14 protein-coding genes and 1 tRNA gene are annotated in these 16695 nt (G+C 75.1%); 4 read left to right on the forward strand and 11 right to left on the reverse strand.

What is annotated here, in order from left to right:
- Positions 1–89: 89 nt before the first annotated feature.
- From QSK26_RS28455 to QSK26_RS28470, 4 genes are all read right to left on the reverse strand, one after another.
- Positions 90–2765 carry a beta-glucosidase gene (locus QSK26_RS28455; RefSeq protein WP_285778346.1) on the reverse strand — a complete coding sequence of 892 codons (2676 nt, stop codon included), beginning with the start codon at positions 2763–2765 and terminating at the stop codon, positions 90–92.
- 216 nt (positions 2766–2981) lie between these two features.
- Positions 2982–3410 (reverse strand): hypothetical protein, encoded by a 429-nt coding sequence (locus QSK26_RS28460; protein WP_285778347.1) that lies wholly within the window; start codon positions 3408–3410, stop codon positions 2982–2984.
- A 13-nt stretch (positions 3411–3423) separates the two neighbouring features.
- A complete protein-coding gene (locus QSK26_RS28465; RefSeq protein ID WP_285778348.1) occupies positions 3424–4065 on the reverse strand; it encodes a response regulator transcription factor in 642 nt (213 codons plus the stop codon).
- Positions 4056–5294 carry a sensor histidine kinase gene (locus tag QSK26_RS28470; RefSeq protein ID WP_285778349.1) on the reverse strand — a complete coding sequence of 413 codons (1239 nt, stop codon included), beginning with the start codon at positions 5292–5294 and terminating at the stop codon, positions 4056–4058. Before QSK26_RS28470 ends, QSK26_RS28465 begins: the two co-directional genes overlap by 10 nt.
- 153 nt (positions 5295–5447) lie before the next feature.
- Between QSK26_RS28470 and QSK26_RS28475 the strand changes: the two genes are divergently transcribed.
- Positions 5448–6869 (forward strand): serine hydrolase domain-containing protein, encoded by a 1422-nt coding sequence (locus QSK26_RS28475; protein ID WP_285778396.1) that lies wholly within the window; start codon positions 5448–5450, stop codon positions 6867–6869.
- Between the two features lie 152 nt (positions 6870–7021).
- Positions 7022–7675: a TetR/AcrR family transcriptional regulator gene (locus QSK26_RS28480; protein WP_285778350.1), complete on the forward strand. Its 654-nt coding sequence runs from the start codon at positions 7022–7024 to the stop codon at positions 7673–7675.
- A 36-nt stretch (positions 7676–7711) separates the two neighbouring features.
- Here the strand turns inward: QSK26_RS28480 and QSK26_RS28485 are convergent, their stop codons facing one another.
- The gene (locus QSK26_RS28485) at positions 7712–8014 is read right to left on the reverse strand and encodes a hypothetical protein (protein WP_285778398.1); all 303 of its coding nucleotides are present in this window, start codon (positions 8012–8014) and stop codon (positions 7712–7714) included.
- A 1-nt stretch (position 8015) separates the two neighbouring features.
- Between QSK26_RS28485 and QSK26_RS28490 the strand changes: the two genes are divergently transcribed.
- Positions 8016–8189 carry a hypothetical protein gene (locus QSK26_RS28490; RefSeq protein WP_285778351.1) on the forward strand — a complete coding sequence of 58 codons (174 nt, stop codon included), beginning with the start codon at positions 8016–8018 and terminating at the stop codon, positions 8187–8189.
- Positions 8190–8199: 10 nt separating this feature from the next.
- Here the strand turns inward: QSK26_RS28490 and QSK26_RS28495 are convergent, their stop codons facing one another.
- The 6 genes from QSK26_RS28495 to QSK26_RS28520 all read right to left on the reverse strand — a co-directional run bounded on the left by QSK26_RS28495 (position 8200) and on the right by QSK26_RS28520 (position 15585).
- A complete protein-coding gene (locus tag QSK26_RS28495) occupies positions 8200–9372 on the reverse strand; it encodes a vWA domain-containing protein (protein WP_285778352.1) in 1173 nt (390 codons plus the stop codon).
- Positions 9373–9510: 138 nt separating this feature from the next.
- Positions 9511–10683 (reverse strand): AAA family ATPase, encoded by a 1173-nt coding sequence (locus QSK26_RS28500; protein ID WP_285778353.1) that lies wholly within the window; start codon positions 10681–10683, stop codon positions 9511–9513.
- Positions 10684–10823: 140 nt separating this feature from the next.
- Positions 10824–12566: an ankyrin repeat domain-containing protein gene (locus QSK26_RS28505; protein WP_285778354.1), complete on the reverse strand. Its 1743-nt coding sequence runs from the start codon at positions 12564–12566 to the stop codon at positions 10824–10826.
- Between the two features lie 28 nt (positions 12567–12594).
- Positions 12595–13722: a leucine-rich repeat domain-containing protein gene (locus QSK26_RS28510; protein WP_285778355.1), complete on the reverse strand. Its 1128-nt coding sequence runs from the start codon at positions 13720–13722 to the stop codon at positions 12595–12597.
- 2 nt (positions 13723–13724) lie between these two features.
- Complete coding sequence (locus QSK26_RS28515) at positions 13725–15422, reverse strand: SDR family NAD(P)-dependent oxidoreductase (protein ID WP_285778356.1); 1698 nt, start codon at positions 15420–15422, stop codon at positions 13725–13727.
- A 90-nt stretch (positions 15423–15512) separates the two neighbouring features.
- Positions 15513–15585 (reverse strand) — tRNA-Ala (locus QSK26_RS28520).
- Between the two features lie 299 nt (positions 15586–15884).
- Between QSK26_RS28520 and QSK26_RS28525 the strand changes: the two genes are divergently transcribed.
- Complete coding sequence (locus tag QSK26_RS28525; protein ID WP_285778357.1) at positions 15885–16694, forward strand: SAM-dependent methyltransferase; 810 nt, start codon at positions 15885–15887, stop codon at positions 16692–16694.
- Position 16695: the final 1 nt, after the last annotated feature.

The following is a 16695-nucleotide window of genomic DNA, read 5'->3' on the forward strand; positions in this document are numbered from 1 at the left end:
GCCGGGGGTTGCTGGAACGGTCGCCGGGGAGTCGCCGGAGCGGTCGGCGGGTTCGGTGGGTTCGGTGGGGTTCCCGGCCTGCCATGCCGTCAGCCGGCGGTGACCTCGGCGTGCAGCGGCAGGTCGTGCACCGCGCGGCCGGCGAGCACGGTGAAGGCGCCGGGCTCGGTCAGCCAGCCGCCGTCCGGCGCCGACCAGTGCTGGAGGGCGCGGGCCGCGATCACGACCTCGGCCTCCGCGCTCTCGCCCGGCTCCGCCTCGACCCGGGCGAACCCGGCGAGCCACCGCACCGGCCGGTCCACCGCGCTCTCCGGCCGGGCGAGATACACCTGGACGACCTCGCTCCCCCGCCGCGGCCCGGTGTTGCGCAGCCGTACCCGCACCGTGAGGGAAGCGCCCGGCGCCACCTGCCCGGGCGCGGACACCTCCTCGTAGGACCAGGAGGTGTAGCCGAGCCCGTGGCCGAACCAGTAAGCCGGGGAGTCGTCGCTCCGCAGCCAGCCGCGGTGGCCGACGTCGAGCCCCTCGGTGTAGTCGAGCACGCCCGCCACCGGCGTGGTGGACACCAGGGAGGCGTCGCTCCACGTGGTGGGCAGCCGCCCGCCCGGCTCGGCCGCGCCGAACAGCACGTCCGCCAGCCCGTGCCCGGCCTCCTGACCGGGGAACCAGCCGAGCAGCACGGCGGGCACCTCCTCGCGCCACGGCAGGGCGACCGGGCCGCCGGAGTTGACGATCACGACGGTGCGCGGGTTGACCGCGGCCACCGCCCGGACCAGCTCGTCCTGGCGGGCGGGCAGGTCCAGGGACTCCCGGTCGTAGCCCTCGCTCTCCAGCTCCTCGGTGGTGCCGACCACGACGACGGCGGCGTCGCAGCCACGGGCCAGCTCGACCGCCGCGGCCAGCTCGGCGTCGTCGTCGCCGGTCCGCGGCGGGTCGGCGGCCAGCGCGGACGCCCGGCCGGTGTCCGGGTCGAGCCGCCGCCGCGCGACCAGCTCGACCTCGCGCCCCTCGGCCAGGGTGAGCGGGACGCGGTGGAAGGGCGGGGACAGGCTCACCGTGGCCGGGTCGTCGGTCTCGCGCACGACCTCCTGGTCGATGAGCGTCCGCCCGTCCGCTTCGAGGGTGACGTGCCCCCAGCCCGCGACGGCCAGGCTCCACTCGCCGTCCGCCACCGGTCGCAGCAGGGCGCGGATCTCCACGGTCGCAGCCCCCTCGACGACCGCCGGCTCCAGGATCCGGCCGGTCAGCCGGTGCTCGGCGTGCAGTTCGGCGCCGTCCTCGTCGAGCAGCCGGACGAGGACGCCGGGCTCGCCGGTCAGCGGGTTGCGCGCGTTGCCCGTGGTGAGGGGGGTGGGCCGGTCGTCGGCGGCCAGGCCGCGCGCGTGGCGCACCTCGGCCACCCCGGCCAGCGCCTCGCGGACGCCGTCCAGCGGGGAGACCACGTAAGGGGGGTAGACGCCGGCGCTTCCGCCGCCCTGGATGCGGGCGTCCGCCGCGTTGGGGCCGATCACGGCGACACCGGCCAGCCGGGCCGGGTCGAGCGGCAACAGCCCGCCCTCGTTCCGCACCAGCACACAACTGGCCGCCACCGCCCGCCGCAACACCGCCCGGACCCCGGCCCCGTCCCAACCCTCACCCACGCCCGCACCGCTCACAGATGCACCACGCCCGGCGGCAGCACCGGCGAGAGCCCCGCTGACGGAGCCGCCGGTCACGAAGGTGTCGGTGGTGGGGGTGTCGGTGGTGGGGGTGTCGGTCGCGGGGGTGTCGGTGGTGGGGGTGTCGGTCGCGGGGGTGTCGGTCGCGGGGGTGTCGGTCGTGGCAGTGCCGGTCGCGGGGACAGTGGTCGTGGCGGTGCCGGTCTTGAGAACGCCGGTCGCGGGGGTGTCGGTGGTGGGGGGAGGGGGGGTGAGGGCGCCGACGCGGGCGGCGAGGCGGAGGAGGCGGCGGAGCTTGTCGTCGATGGCCTCCTCGGGGACCTCGCCCGCGCGCACCGCCTTGACCAGGGCGTCGCCCCAGTACTCGTTCGGGCCGGGCATGGCGAGGTCCTGGGCGGCGCGCGCCGAGGCGACGGTGGAGCGCACGGCCCCCCAGTCGGAGACCACCACGCCGTCGAAGGCCCACTCCCCCTTGAGCGGCTCGGCGAGCAGCGGACTCTCGGACATGGTGTCGCCGTTCACCCCGTTGTAGGCGGACATCACCACCCACGCCCCGGCCTCGACCGCGGCCTCGAAGGGGGCCAGGTAGACCTCGCGGAGCGTGCGCTCGTCGACGCGGGCGTCCAGGGTGAGCCGCTCGGTCTCGGAGTCGTTGGCGGTGTAGTGCTTGGCGGTCGCGGCCACGCCGCCAGACTGGACGCCCTTGATGTAGGCGGCGCCGATCCTGCCGGTGAGCAGCGGGTCCTCCGAGTAGCACTCGAAGTGCCGGCCGCCGAGCGGCGACCGGTGCAGGTTGAGCGTGGGCGCGAGCAGCACGTCCACGCCCAGTCGCCGGGCCTCCCCCGCCAGCAGCGCGCCCAGCTCGGCGGCCAGGTCCTCGTCCCAGGTGGCGGCGAGCGCGGTCGGGGAGGGCAGGTTGAGCGACGTCCTGCGCTCGTCCCAGCCCTGCCCGCGCACGCCGACGGGACCGTCGGAGACGGCGATCGCCCGCAGCCCGACGGCGGGCTCGGCGTGCAGCCGCCACGGCGTGGCCCCGTCGAGCAGCCGCACCTTCTGCTCCAGATCCAGTGTCCGCACCAGGCGATCGAGCTCGTCCTCGGTCAGCACCTGCCGCCCCTTTCTTCTTGGAGAGCGCTCTCCATCGCCCCTAGATTCGGGGAGCGGCCGGTGCATGTCAATGGGGCGAACGGTGTTGTTCCTACCGAAACTTCTTTCAGGACCGAGGCGATGGGAGAGCGCTCTCCGTCGAATTCGCCGCTATGGCCACGGGGAGCGGGGCAGGGAACTCCGGTGACCCGACGCCGGTCAGCGGGCCGGCAGGGGTCAGGGGACCTCGGTGACCTTGACGCCGGGCGGGACGGTGAGGGTGTAGCGGGTGACGCAGACGGTCTCCTCGGACGCGAAGGGGTCGCAGGTGGCCTTGACGGTGAGCTGCCGGCCGTTCCAGAACTGCTGGACGTCGGGGGGACCGCCCTGCCAGGTGACCTCCCGCCTGATGGTGATCTGCCCGGCGGGGCCGCGCGCCACCGCGACCTCGACCTGCCCGGTCCTGTCCACCACGACCTCCGGCGAGGTGATCCGGTAGACGTCCTCGACGGTCTGGGAGGAGGTCGAGGACAGCAGCAGGAAGCCTCGCGGCGTGTCCGGCGGGCTGAGGATGTCCAGCCACGCCGCCGCCGCCGGGCCGCACACCGCGAGCGTGGTGAGCAACCCGCTCGCGACGATCCAGCCGGTCCTGACATTGCGTCGCATCGACGTCTACCTCTCAGACCTTCAGGAAACGGAGCACGGCGAGCACCCGGCGATGGTCCTTGTCCGCGCCGGAGAGACCGAGCTTGGTGAAGATGTTGTTGATGTGCTTGCCCACGGCCCCCTCGGACACGGTGAGGGCCTCGGCGATGCCGGTGTTGGAGCGGCCCTCCGCGATCAGTGCGAGCACTTCGTACTCCCTGCGGGTGAGCAGGTCGAGCGGGTCGCTGTGCCGGCGGACCAGCAACTGGGCCACCACCTCGGGGTCGAGCGCGGTGCCGCCCCCGGCGACCCGGCGCAGCGCGTCGACAAACTCCTTGACGTCGGCCACCCGGTCCTTCAGCAGGTAACCGATGCCGCTGGTCTCGGTGGACAGCAACTGGGTGGCGTAACGCTCCTCGACGTACTGCGACAGGACCGTGATGGGCAGGCCGGGATGGGTCCGGCGCAGCACGAGGGCGGCGCGCAGGCCCTCGTCGGTGTGCGAGGGCGGCATGCGCACGTCGGTGATGACGAGGTCGGGCCGCTGCTCGTCCACCGCGCGGAGCAGCCCGTCGGCGTCGGAGACGGCGGAGACGACCTCCATCCCGCCCGAGCCGAGCACCCAGACCAGCCCTTCTCGCAGCAGAACGGAATCCTCGGCGAGCACTACGCGCACGGCAGCTCCACATCGATCGTCGTCGGACCGCCGAGCGGGCTGTCGATGCGCAGGCTTCCGTCGACCGAGCCGACCCGCTGGGCGAGGCCGCGCAGCCCCGACCCCAGCGCCGGATCCGCGCCCCCGAGACCATCATCGCGGACGGCCAGCAGCAGCCGGTCGCCGTCGCGGCGGACGTCGACCTCGGCGCTGAGCGCGTTGGCGTGCTTGGCGACGTTGGTGAGCGTCTCGGAGACGACGAAGAAGGCCACGGCCTCGATGGTGGGCGAGGCCCGCTCCGCCACGTCGACGTGCAGCCGCACCGGGAACGGCGCCCGGGCGGCGAGGCCGGACAGCGCCGCGTCGAGTCCCTGGTCGTTGAGCACGGCCGGATGCAGGCCGCGGACGAAGTCGCGCAGCTCCCTCAGTGCCAGCTTGGCCTCCTCGTGCGCCTGCTCGATCGCCTGGCGGGCGGGCTCGGGCAGCTCGGTCAGGGTGGCGCGGGCCATGCCGAGGTTCATCGCGAGCGACACCAGCCGTTGCTGGGTGCCGTCGTGCAGGTCGCGCTCGATGCGGCGGCGCTCGGTGTCCGCGGCGTCGACCGCGTCGGCCCGGCTCTCGCGCAGCGCCGCCACCCGCCGCTCCAGCCGCTCCTTCTCGCTCGGGCCGAGCAGCGCGCGCGCCGCGAGCGTGTCCACCACCGCCGCCGCCCGGGCCAGCCAGGGCGCGAACGCGCAGAGCGCCACCATGACCAGCACGCAGATCACGGCCTGCACGACGTCCTCGCTCAGCCATCCCCGCAGGGCGACGGCCGGCATGATCAGGGCGCCCACCCAGGCCCCGCCCACCAGGAGGGCCGAGATCCCGGCGAGCGGCAGCGCGAGCAGGTGGTAGCCGAGCTGGCGCCAGGTGCTCAGGGTGCGCACCTCGGTCAGGAACCACCGCACGGGCCTGCCGCCGACCGGCCGCACCGGGGCCTCGGGGATGTCCTCCCCGAGGAGCGCGGCGAACCTGGCCCGCTGCACCCTGCTGAGCCGCGGAACGACCCACAGCAGCGCCCACAGCCCGGCCAGCGCGACGACGACGGTCCAGAAGAACAGCACGGTCAGCGCGACGAGCGCCGCGATCACCGCGCCGCAGAACAGCGCGACGGGGACGCCCGCCACGGCGTGGAAGGTGCGCAGCCAGGTCGCCGCCGAGTAGTGGGCCCGGACCCTGTCCCAGGGCGTCGTCAGCTCCGCTTCGGTCATGCAACCAACCGTAGGGACTCGGCTGCCCGCCGCGACATGGGCACAGGGTCCGCAAAAAGGTGGGGAGAACCCCACCTCCGCCCCGGGGGTCAGACCCCGGTGGCCACCCCTTAGGTTGGCGATAACCGGACAGAAGGGAGCTTTTCCACCGTGATGCTCGCGGGTCTGGCCGAGCACTGCGCCGGGACGCTGGCCGCGACCGGCGCCGCCTCCGTCTCCGTCGCCGTGGCGCGCGACGGCGAGGTGGTCCACGCCGAGGCCGCCGGCCTGGCCGACGTCGCGGCGGGGCGACCGGCCACCACCGGCACCGCCTACCTGCTGGCCTCCGTGACGAAGCCGATCACCGCGACCGGCGTGTGCCTGGCCGCCGAGGCGGGCCTGCTCGACCTGGACGACCCGGTGGAGAAGCACCTGGGCGGGATCCGCCTCCCCCGCCGCCGCCACCGCGGCGCCCCGACGGTCCGCCAGGTGCTCGGCCACCGGGCCGGGCTGGGCGGCCATTTCGACTTCTCCTACGCGGACGAGCCCGCCGCACTCCCCCCGGCACGGCGGGCGATCGAGCGTTACGGCACGCTGTACCACGAGCCGGGCTCCCGCTTCGAGTACTCCAACCTCGGCTACGGCGTCCTGGACGTGGTCCTGGAGAACGTCACCGGCCGCGACCCCGCGGCGTACGCCCGGGACCGGATCTTCGCGCCCCTGGGGCTCACGAGCTGCCACATCGGACCCTCCTACGAGGGCCCGGCCGGGGAGGCCGTGCGGCACTCGGCGGACGGCCTGCCCTACCCGGTGTACGACACCTCCCACCGGGGCGCGTCGCTGGGCTGGGCGACGGCGCCGGACCTGGCGATGTTCGGGCTGACCCAGGCGGGCGGGCCGGGGGTGCTCGGCCCCGCCGCCACGGCGGCCATGCGCGCCGCGCTGCCGGTCGGCGCCGGGCGGGGCGACGGCCTGGGGTACGGACTGGGCTGGTTCGTCTCGCGGAGCGGCGGGCACGAGATCGTCGGTCACAGCGGCAGCATGGGCGGGGTCGCGACGATGCTGGCGGTCGTCCCCGGGCTGCGGCTGGCCGTGAGCGTGCTCACCAACTCCAGCGGCGCCGCGGCCCGCACCTCGGTCGTCGAGTACGTCATGGCGGAGCTGGTGCCGGGTTTCACGGCCGCCGCCCTGCCGCCGTTCCCGGTGCGGGAGCGGGCGATGAGGGTGCCGCCCGGCGCCTGGGAGGGACTGATCGGCACCGAGGCGGGCGCCGTGCCGCTGGCGTTGCGGCTGGGCGCGGACGGGCGGCTGGCGGCCCGGCTGGACGGCGGGGAGCCGGCGCCGGCGCTGATCGTCACCGCCTCCGCCGACTGGGACCTGCGCGCCGCCTTCGCCCTCCAGCTCCCCACCCCGGACGCCCGGCTGAACACCCCGCTGCTGATGCTGGAACTGAACGAGGAGCGCGGCACGCTCACCGGCGCCGCGCGGGCCGTCAAGAACGGCGAGGACGGCGGCCGCCTCGGCAACCAGCTCAGCCACTGGTGCGAGCTGAACCCCGCGGAAGACTCGGGGCTCGTAGGCGCAGAACAGGAATGACGCTCACAGTGCCCGGTGTCCGGTCCCGCGTGGCAGCAGCCAGACCGGCTCGTGAGTCGTCTCGGACGCCCTCGACGACGGGATGTAAACTACACGGTGTAGGTCACCCAGGTGAACCAGGCGGTGTATCCAGCTCGCGGAAGGGGTCGCCGGTGGCACGGCAAGCGCTCGGTAGGCGGGGTCCGCTGGCGGAGAAACGCCGGGCCATCGTCCGCGCGGCCCAGGAGGTGTTCCTGCGCGAGGGGTTCGCCCGGGCCGGCGTCGACGCCATCGCGGCCGTCGCCGGGGTGTCCAAGCGTACGGTCTACAACCACTACGCCGACAAGGAGCGGCTGTTCCTGTCGGTCATCGAGGAGACCATCGAGCCGGTCATCACCCGGTTCGTCCAGATCGCCGACCGGCACCTGGGGGCGGTCACCGACCTGGAGGGCGACCTGGTCGCCTTCGGCCGCGAGTGGGTGCGCCTGACGGTGCTGTCCCCCGAGCACGCGGCGCTGCTCCGGCTGGTCGTCGCCGAGGCCACCCACTTCCCGGAGGTGGTCGACGCCTGGCGCGGCGCGGGCGCCGACCGGAGTCACGAGGTGCTCACCGGCCATCTCGGCAGGATCGCCGCGGCCGGGCTGCTCGACATCCCCGACCTCGACGAGGCGGCCCGGCACCTCACCGCGCTGGTCTGCAACCCGCCGCAGAGCCGCTCGTTCTTCGGCACCCGCCCGCTGGCCGGCGACGAGGTGGACGAGCTCGTCACCGCCGCGATCCGCGCCTTCCTGCGCGTCTACCGGCCGGACCCTCCCCGGCGGGCCTGACGGCCGCCCGGTTTCCCGCGGGCGGCCGGGTCTGGGTCAGCCGGTGCCGTGCCAGGACCGCCAGAGCGCCGCGTAGGCGCCGCCCGCGGCGACGAGGTCGTCGTGCGTGCCGAGTTCGGTGACGCGGCCGGCCTCGACGACCGCCACCCGGTCCGCGTCGTGCGCGGTGTGCGGGACCTGGCCGCGCAGGACTTCCGCGCGATCAGCCCGCGCTTCCAGGGTGAGAACCTCGGAGCCAACCTCGCCCTGGTCGAGGCGCTGCGCGAGGTGGCCGCGGAGCTGGGCGCGACGGTGGCCCAGGTCGCCATCGCGTGGGGTGGCGTCCCGCGGCGAGGACATCGTGCCCCTGGTCGGCGCCCGCCGCCGGGACCGGCTCGCCGAGTCGGTCGCTTCGGCGTCCCTGAAGCCGGACCCGGCCGCGCTGGCGAGGATCGAGGCCGCCGTCCCGGCCGGCGCCGCCGCCGGCGCCCGGTACGCCGACGTGTTCCTCCAGGCCATGGACAGCGAACGGTAGCGGCCCCGGCTCAGGTGAGGGGAACGCGGACGGTCTCCACCCACGGCGGGGGTTCGGCGGAGCCGTCGCCGACGAGGACGGCTATGAGGCGGCAGGACGGCGTCTCCTCCGGCCAGGGGGTGTAGCCGTCGGTGAGGACGATCACGATGCCGGGCCGGTCCGGCCGGGCCAGCGCCGCCGCGATGCCCACCCGCAGGTCGGTGCCTCCGCCGCCGGCCAGCGTGACCTGGCCGGCGGAGGTCACCCGGGACACGGCGTGCACGTCGGCGTCGCAGGCCAGCACGGTGACCCGGTTTTTGCGTACGCCGACCTCGCGCAGCACGCCGGTGACCTCGGCCATGGCCGCGGCGAGTTCGGCCTCGCCCATCGACCCTGAGGTGTCGACGACGACGGCCACCCGGGGCAGCGGGCGGCGCAGGCTCGGCAGCACGACGCCGCGCAGCGCCGGGGTGCGCCGCGACGGGCGGCTGTAGCTGTAGTCGACCGCCCCGCCGGCCCAGGCGGCCGCCTCGCGCACCGCCCCCGCCAGCATCCGCCGCCAGTCGACGACGGGTTCCAGGGTCTCGTCCGCCCAGCGCCGCCAGCCCGCGGCGAGTGTCCCGCGGGCGCGCAGGTGGGCACGCATCGCCTCGGCGGTGTGCCGCCGCAGCGCGTCCGCCTCGGTCGGCCCGATTCGCGGCGTCCCGTCCGCGCCCGCCTCCCACGGCCGTTCCCGCCCGTGCGCCCCCGACCCGCAGTCCACCGCGTCCGCCCCGCCGGAGGCGAAGAGGGGTGCGGGCAGCAGCGGCAGGTACTCCTCGAACAACCGGCCCTCGGGGAGGCCGAAGCGGCCGGGTTCCATGCGGCCCTCCGGCAGGGCGAGGCGGTCGGCGAGCAGGTCGTCGTTGATCTCGCAGTCCTGGGCGACGTTGACCCGCAGCGGGTCGCGTTGCAGCGCGGCGGGGAGGCGGTCCGCGCGGCCGTGGTGGTCGCGCAGCAGGTGCGCCACCTCGTGGATCCACACCCCGGCGAGTTCGGCCACCGGGGTCGCGGCCACGAACGCGGGCGACACGTGGCACCGCCACCACCGGTCCACCCCCATCGTCGGCACCTCCGTGGACGGCACGATCGACAGCGCGTACAACGCGGACGCGAAGTAGGGCCGCTCGTTCGCCGCCCGGAACCGCGCCGCCAGCAACTTCACCCGCTCCAGCCCGGCCCCCGGCCCGCCACCTGCACCCCGGCCGGGCTGTGGGGCACGCCCGCTCGCCGCGCCGGGCTTCGGAGGGCGGCCGGTGGCCGTCCCGGGTGCCGGGTGTCGTCCGTCCTGTCCGGTCACGGGTCAGCCGGGGAGTGCGCCGGAGAGGTGGAGCAGGTCGAGGAAGGCGTCGATGCCGCTCGGGACCGGCCAGTCGAGGTCGCGCATGGCGGCCAGGTCGGTGGCGGGGCGGGCGGCGACGTCCGGCACGCCCGCCTCGACGGCCTTGGCGAGCACCGCCCAGCCGGCCTCCCAGCGGGCGCGCGTGAGGTCGTACTGGACGGCGGCCACCACGGCGGTGAGGAAGGCGAGCTGGCGGTCGCCGCGTTCGGGCAGGGCGAACGCGCCGGGGTTGGCCAGCACCCGGTCGGGATCGGGCAGGTCGAGCTGGTCGAGGTAGGCCAGCAGCTCGATGCCGGCGCCGTCGCCGACCGCGCCGACCAGCGCGGCGGCGACCGCCTCGGAGCCCGCCCCGGTCGCGTACCCGGTGGCGAGCAGCCGCAGCGCCATCTCCCACGTGCGCGGCGAGGGCCAGGCGCCGCCCCGGCCCTCGGCGTCGGCGGGCATGTGGTGGACCAGTCCGGGGCGGGCGGTGAGGAATCCGGAGATCGTGCCGCGGGCGCGCGCGATCGCGCCCGCCGACCTGGTGGCGTCCACGACCGGGACGGTCACCCGCGGCCAGGTGCCCGCCATGCCGCGCGCGACCGTGCGGGGGTCGTGCGTCCAGTGCAGGTGCACGAACCGGTTGGCCAGCGGCGGGCTCAGGTGCCAGCCGTCCGCGGCGCTGGACGGCGGGTTGGCGGCGGCGACGATCCGCACCGGCTCGGGCAGGGTCAGGCTGCCCACCCTGCGTTCGAGCACCACGCGCAGCAGCGCGGCCTGTACGGCGGGCGGCGCGGAGGACAGTTCGTCGAAGAACACCAGCCCACGCCCGGCGCGGGCGAGCCGGACCGCCCAGTCGGGCGGGGCCATCGGCACCCCGGTCGCGGCGGGGTCGTCTCCCACGATCGGCAGCCCCGCGAAGTCGGACGGCTCGTGCACGCTGGCGATCACGGTCTCCAGTGGCACCCCGAGCCGTTCCGCGAGCTGTTCCATGCCCGCCGACTTGCCGATCCCCGGCTCACCCCACAGCAGCACCGGCAGGTTCGCCGACACCGCCAGCGCCAGCGCCTCCAGCCGCGGATCGCTCGCCGCCTCGGTGCGAACCGCCCGCACCCGGCGGTTCAGCTCGTCCGCCGCCCCCAGCGGATCCTCCACACGCTCCGCCCCCGAACCCCCACCACCCCTCCCACCGCCCGGCGAACCGGCACCCGACGCCCCCGCGAGCGAACCGCCCGCCACGACCGGCGAACCGTCCGTCCCGCTGCGCGGACCGCTGTCCTCGGGGGCAGGTGCGTTCACTTCGGGCTCTCTTCCAGGAGGAACAGCAGGTCATGGCGTTTCCAGCGGTCGATGAGGAAGTCCCGCAAAGACTCTTCGCCGGAGGTCAGGAGGGCCGGGCGGGCGCCTGCGGCAAGGAGGGCGCGGACCAGGGCGGGGGAACCGCCGTTGCAGACGGCCTCGTGCAGCGGCGTGCGGCCCTCGGCGTCGCGGGCGTCGACGTCCAGACCGGCGGCCAGCAGCCTGGGCAGCAGGATCTCGTGGTCGAGCGGGGGAAGCAGGGGAAGCACGTGCATCAGCGTGCGCCGCTGCCCGTCGCGGACGCGTGGGTCGAAGCCGGCGTCCAGGAGGCGCAGGAGACCGGGGGTATCGCCGTGCTGGGCGTGCGCGAACGGTTCCTTCCGCTGGGCGCGCAGGCCCTTCGGCAGCCATTCGCCCCCGCCCGTCCAGGCCCGCCGTACGGCGAAGCAGCCGCTGACCGGCCCGCCGAACGCGGCCATCGCCTGTTCACGCCGCTGCTCCTCGTCGCTGTGCGGCATCCGGAGCACACCGTCCCGCACGGCCACCTCGTGCCACTCCCCACGGCACCGGACCCGCACCGCCGGCCACGCCTCGGCCGGACCCGGCCACCCGACACCGGCGCGGGCATGGTCGGCGCGGGCATGGTCGGCGCGGGCATGGTCGGCGTGGGCAGAGTCGGCGTGGGCAGAGTCGGCGTGGGTGGGGAAGAGGGCGGTGCGGACGAGGGGGTGCAGGTCGCCGGGGGTGAGCTTGGCCTCGCGCAGCAGGTCGAGGTCGGGCAGGCGGCGCCGGCACGCCTCGGGCAACCGGGTGATCCCTTCGGTGTCGCGCCGCAGCCGGACGATCCGTCCCCGCAGGCTCGCCCCGGGTCCGAACTCCATGACGGCGCTCCAGGAGAGCGGAACGTGCACGCGATCTGCCCGGACGGCCTCGGTGAACGCACGCAACTCGGGGACGAGCCGGGCCAGGGCCAACGGGCTCTCCCGCAGGAACCGCATCGAGTTCGCCATGGAGAAGTCCACCGGCTCCACCTCGATGCCGACGGCGGCGAGGGCCTCCTCGACCTCGCCCCGCTCGTGCAGCATGGCGACCCATTCCGCACGCGCCGCGAGATCGTCCCGGCCGGGGTACCGAGCGGAATCGTGAGCGGGGTCCCGGGTGGGCAGTTCGGCGGGCGTGAGGGGGGTGCCGTCGGTGTGGAAGAACGGCGTACGGTGGCCGCCGCCGCAGCGGCGGAGCAGCTCGGAGACGTGCCGGACGTCCCACAGGTGCCGTGCCGTGAGCCAGATGATCGCCGGCTCGGCCTTCCAGCGTCCCTCGGACAGCGGCTCGGCGTCCGCGAAGCGCAGGGTGATCCGCTGCGGCCCCTCGGTCCTGCGCGGCGTGACGACGTACAGGCAGGGACCGCCGCCCCGCCATCCGTACCGGGCGAGGACGACCGCCCTGCCGGTGCTGATCGTCGCCTGGCCGCCGAGCGTCCGGGGCAGGTGCCAGCGGAGCAGGTCCGGCACGAGGTGGGCAAGATCCTCCTCCAGCGAGCCGGCAACCGTACGGCCGTGCGTGGCGGCCACCTCGGCCAGGTCGACGGCCACGTCCACGCCGGCCACGGCGCAGGCCCCGCGCCAGTCGCCGGCCAGCCGCCGCTCGGCCGCCTGCTCGATCATCCAGCCCGGTACCGCGTAACGCCGGACCCGCCGCCACCTCGACGCCTCCTCCGGCGGGAAGCACTCCCCGATCACCGGACCTCCTTCGCCGGTCGCCGGCCGGTCACCGGTACACGCTCGCGATCGCCGCCAGGTCGGGGTGGGCCGCGGCGGCCGGGCGCAGCCTCGTGGCGAAGGACCGTTTGATCCTGCGCGGGACGCCGGGGCCGAGGCCCACGAACTCCAGGGCGGTGCCGTCCTGGACCCGGGTGAGGAGCGCCTTCGCGCCGCGGCCGGTGAGACCGGTGTGCCGGAGGTCCAGGCGGCGCAGCGGACTGTCCGGGAGGGCGGCGGCCAGCGCCTCGGCGCCCGCGTCGCCGGTGACGTTGCCGGGGGCGCCGAGGCTGCGCTGGGAGAGCGGGCGGCCGAGGTCGAGCGCCTCGATCCCGGCGAGGGCGGCGGCGAGCGCGCGGGCGCCGGCCGGGCCGATCCCGTTGCCGCCGAGGCCGAGCCGTACCGGCGTCGCGGGGTCGGCAGCCGCGGCGAGCACCGCGGCGCCCTCGTCGCCGAGGTGGTTGGCCGGCAGGTAGAGCTCGCGGACGCCCGCGCCGGCGATCAGCGCGGCCAGCAGCGGGGCCGCCTCGCCGCCGAGGCCGTTGCCGCCGAGGAAGACGCGCTCGACCGGCCGGGACCGCGCGGCGAGGGCGTCGAGCAGGGCGCGCAGGCCGCCGGCGGTGAGACCGGTGTTGACCAGGTCGAGCGTGCGCAGCGGGGTGTCGCGGCGCAGCGCGGCGGCGAGGGCGCGCACCCCGTCGTCGCCCACCGGGTTGCGTTTGAGCCACAGCCCCTGGACGGTGTCGTCGCCGGCCAGCCGGTCCGCGAGCGCGGCGGCTCCGGCCGGGCCGATCCGGTTGCAGCCGAGGTACACGGTCCGCAGGCCGTGCCCGGGGACGAGCGCGCCGGCGACGGCCGCGGCTCCCTGGTCGCCGATGGCGTTGGTGCCCAGCAGCAGGTGGACGGCGTGCGGCGAGCCGGTGACCGCGGGCAGCAGCCGGGCGGCGCCCACCGGGCCGAGCCCCTGCTTGCACAGGTCCACCCGCCCGCCGGGCCGCAGCGTGCCGAGCGGGAACGTCTCGTCCGCGGTCACCGGCTCCGCCGCGGCCAGCCGTTCGACCAGCGGGCCGAGGGCCGCGGGGTCAGCGGGCGGCACGTCGGGGTGCTCGATCGCGGGACAGCGTACGGGTGTCTCCATCGTCACCACTCCACCGGGCGGTAGTCCTTCAGGAACAGGCCGGACATCGGCTCTCCGGCCACGCCGCGCACGATCGGGTCGTACACCCGGGCGGCTCCGTCGATGACGTCGAGCGGCGGCCGGAACCCGGCGGCCCGATGCGCCATCCGGTCCGGGTGGGGCCGCTCGTCGGTCACCCAGCCGGTGTCCACGCTGTTCATGTGGATCCCGGAGGCCGCGTAGTCGGCCGCCGCCGTACGGGTCAGCATGTTCAGCGACGCCTTCGCCATGTTCGTGTGCGGGTGCCGGACGGTCTTGTTCCGCCGGGAGAAGCTGCCCTCCATGGCGGAGACCTGCACGACGTACCTGTCGGGACGTGGTGCGGACTCCAGCAACCCGCGCAGCCGCGAGGTGAGCAGGAACGGCGCGAAGGCGTTCACCATCTGCACCTCCATCCACTCGGCCGCGTCCACCTCGTGCAGCCGCACGCTCCAGCTGTTGCGCCCCCGCAGATCCAGCGGCTCCCCCGTCTCGTCGGTACGGCCGGCGGGGAAGAACACCGCCTCGTCCGCCGAATCGGCAGCGAGGAACGCCGTCTCGCCTGTGCCGTCGGCGGCGGGGAACGCCGTCTCCTCCGTGCCACCGGGGGTGGGGAACGCCGTCTCGTAGGTGCGTCCGGCGGGGAAGGGGGGCTCTCCCGCTGCGGGGGCGAGGGGTGACAGGGCGGCGGTGAGGGCGGGCGGGCTCGGGCGGGGGGCGTCCGTGAGCCGGATCCGGGCGGCGGGGCCGGTCAGCGGGGCGTCCTCGGCCGCGCGGACCTCGCGATGGTAGGCGGCGGGCCTGCGGATCGTCTGGGCGGCGTTGTTGACCAGGATGTCGAGGTGGTCGAACCGCTCCCGTACGGATGTCAGCAGTCCGGCCACCCCGGCGAGGTCGAGCAGGTCCACGCCGTGCACGTGCAGCCGGTCCAGCCAGTCCGCGCAGTCCGGCGCCCCGGCGAACCGGCGGGCGGCGTCACGCGGGAACCGGGTCGTGACCAGCACCTCGGCCCCGTCGCGGAGCAGCTTCAGCGCGACATGGAAGCCGATCTTCACCCGCCCGCCGGTGACGACCGCCCGCCGCCCCCTCAGATCGGCCCGCGCGTGCCGGCGAGCCAGGTTCTCCTCCGCGCACGCGCCGCACAGCAGGTGGTAGCGGGGATCCACCCGCCGGTAGGCCGCCTTGCACACGTAACACCGCCGGACCCCGATCAGCACCGGCCCAGGATGAGCACGATCGGTGACCGGTCCACTAGCAGGCGGAGCGGAGGCGCGAGCCGTACCCGGCTCGGCGCGGCCTCGTCCCGTGACCGGATCGGCGGAGGGTGCGGTGAGGGCGGGGGCGGAGGCGGGGTCGGCGGAGGGTGCGGTGAGGGCGGGGGCGGCGGAGGGTGACGTTAGAGCGGGGTCGGCGGAAGGTGGGGCGGGGGCGGGGTTCTGGTGACGGTGGCGTTCGGCGGTGGCGGCGGCTTCGCGGTCGTGGTGGCGGCGGGCGGCGAGCCTGGCGGCCTTGCGGGACTTCTTGGCGGCGCGGTAGACCTGCGCCGCCGCCTCGTGCACGGATGCCCAGCGCGGGTCGCCGGGATCGGCCGCGGACGCCCGCGCCAGCACCCGCAGGCAGATCTCGACATCGGACGCCGCGAGGACGGCGGACTCGGCCGGGGTGGGGGCGGGCGATGTCATCCGTCCTCCTTGGCGGGGAGTGCCGCGGTCGACGGGGAGCACCGCGGGCTGTGTGGGGGCCTCCGCGGGCGCTTCCGCGAGGGGAGGCGGCAAGGCCGGTCGGATTCGAACCGACGTCCTCCCGCACGCGGAACGGGCGCGACGACCTCTGCGCTACGGCCTTGCCGCCGGACAGCGTACCGAAGGGAACCGCCCTTTCGATCAAGTACTTGAATATAGGCCCTTTTCAGCTAATTGTCGGAAATAATGACATAAATCCCCACAGTCATCCGTCGCACAGAGCGTGCCGTCCGGCGCAGGAGGCGTCCGCGCCGCCGTCCCCCGCACCCCCGCCCACCAGCCGCGACCCCCGACGACGGAACCGCCGCGGAACCACGACGGAACCACGGCGGCTCAGCCCGCGTCCCGCGAACACTGATAGTTTACGATCACCCCAAAATACGACAAGGGAGACAGCGAGCCATGGACGCGGATCAGGCGCCCCACGGAATCGATCCGAACGTGCCGAGCGTCGCCCGGATCTACGACTTCCTGCTGGGCGGCAAGGACAACTTCGCCGCCGACCGGGCGGCGGCCGCGAAGCTCATGGAGCTCACGCCGAACGTCCGGGAGGGCGTCCGGGCCAACCGGCGTTTCCTCAGCCGGGCCGTGCGCTTCCTGACCCAGAGCGGGATCCGGCAGTTCCTCGACATCGGCGCCGGCCTGCCCACCCAGGAGAACGTGCACCAGGTGGCGTTGCGCGCCGCGCCGGACTCGCGCGTCGCGTACGTGGACAACGACCCGATCGTGCTGACCCACGGACGTGCCCTGCTGGCGGACAACGATCGCACCATCGTCGTGCACGGCGACCTGCGCGACCCCGGCGCCGTCCTCGACGACCCGCTGATCAGCGGACACCTCGACTTCGACCGGCCGGTGGCGGTGCTGCTGCTCGCGGTGCTGCACTTCATCCCGGACGACGGCGTCGCCGAGAAGATCGTCGCGACCCTCCGGCAGCGGCTCGCCCCCGGCAGCGCCCTGGCGATCACCCACCTGTCCTTCGGCGACCTGGACGAGAATCAGGTGCGCGAGGGCCGCGAGCTGTACACCCGTACGTCGGCGGGCTCGGCGACCCCCCGCTCCGCCGGCCAGATCGTGCGCTTCTTCGACGGGTTCGAGCTGGTCGAGCCCGGCCTGGTGCCGCCGGAGGCGTGGCGGCCGGAGCAGGAGGAGCCGCCGCTGCCCAAGCTCCCCGGCGTGGACGGCTACTCCGGGGTCGCCCTGCTCCGCTGAC

This window comes from Microtetraspora sp. NBRC 13810, from assembly GCF_030268685.1.
GTDB lineage: Bacteria > Actinomycetota > Actinomycetes > Streptosporangiales > Streptosporangiaceae > BSRQ01.

What these genes read in the sequence shown, in the direction of transcription:
- QSK26_RS28470 (WP_285778349.1), bottom strand. Translation starts at nt 5,294, where the DNA reads ATGACCGAAGCGGAGCTGACGACGCCCTGGGACAGGGTCCGGGCCCAC.
- QSK26_RS28515 (WP_285778356.1), bottom strand. Translation starts at nt 15,422, where the DNA reads ATGACATCGCCCGCCCCCACCCCGGCCGAGTCCGCCGTCCTCGCGGCG.
- QSK26_RS28485 (WP_285778398.1), bottom strand. Translation starts at nt 8,014, where the DNA reads ATGTCCTCGCCGCGGGACGCCACCCCACGCGATGGCGACCTGGGCCAC.
- QSK26_RS28475 (WP_285778396.1), top strand. Translation starts at nt 5,448, where the DNA reads ATGCTCGCGGGTCTGGCCGAGCACTGCGCCGGGACGCTGGCCGCGACC.
- QSK26_RS28460 (WP_285778347.1), bottom strand. Translation starts at nt 3,410, where the DNA reads ATGCGACGCAATGTCAGGACCGGCTGGATCGTCGCGAGCGGGTTGCTC.
- QSK26_RS28525 (WP_285778357.1), top strand. Translation starts at nt 15,885, where the DNA reads ATGGACGCGGATCAGGCGCCCCACGGAATCGATCCGAACGTGCCGAGC.
- QSK26_RS28510 (WP_285778355.1), bottom strand. Translation starts at nt 13,722, where the DNA reads ATGGAGACACCCGTACGCTGTCCCGCGATCGAGCACCCCGACGTGCCG.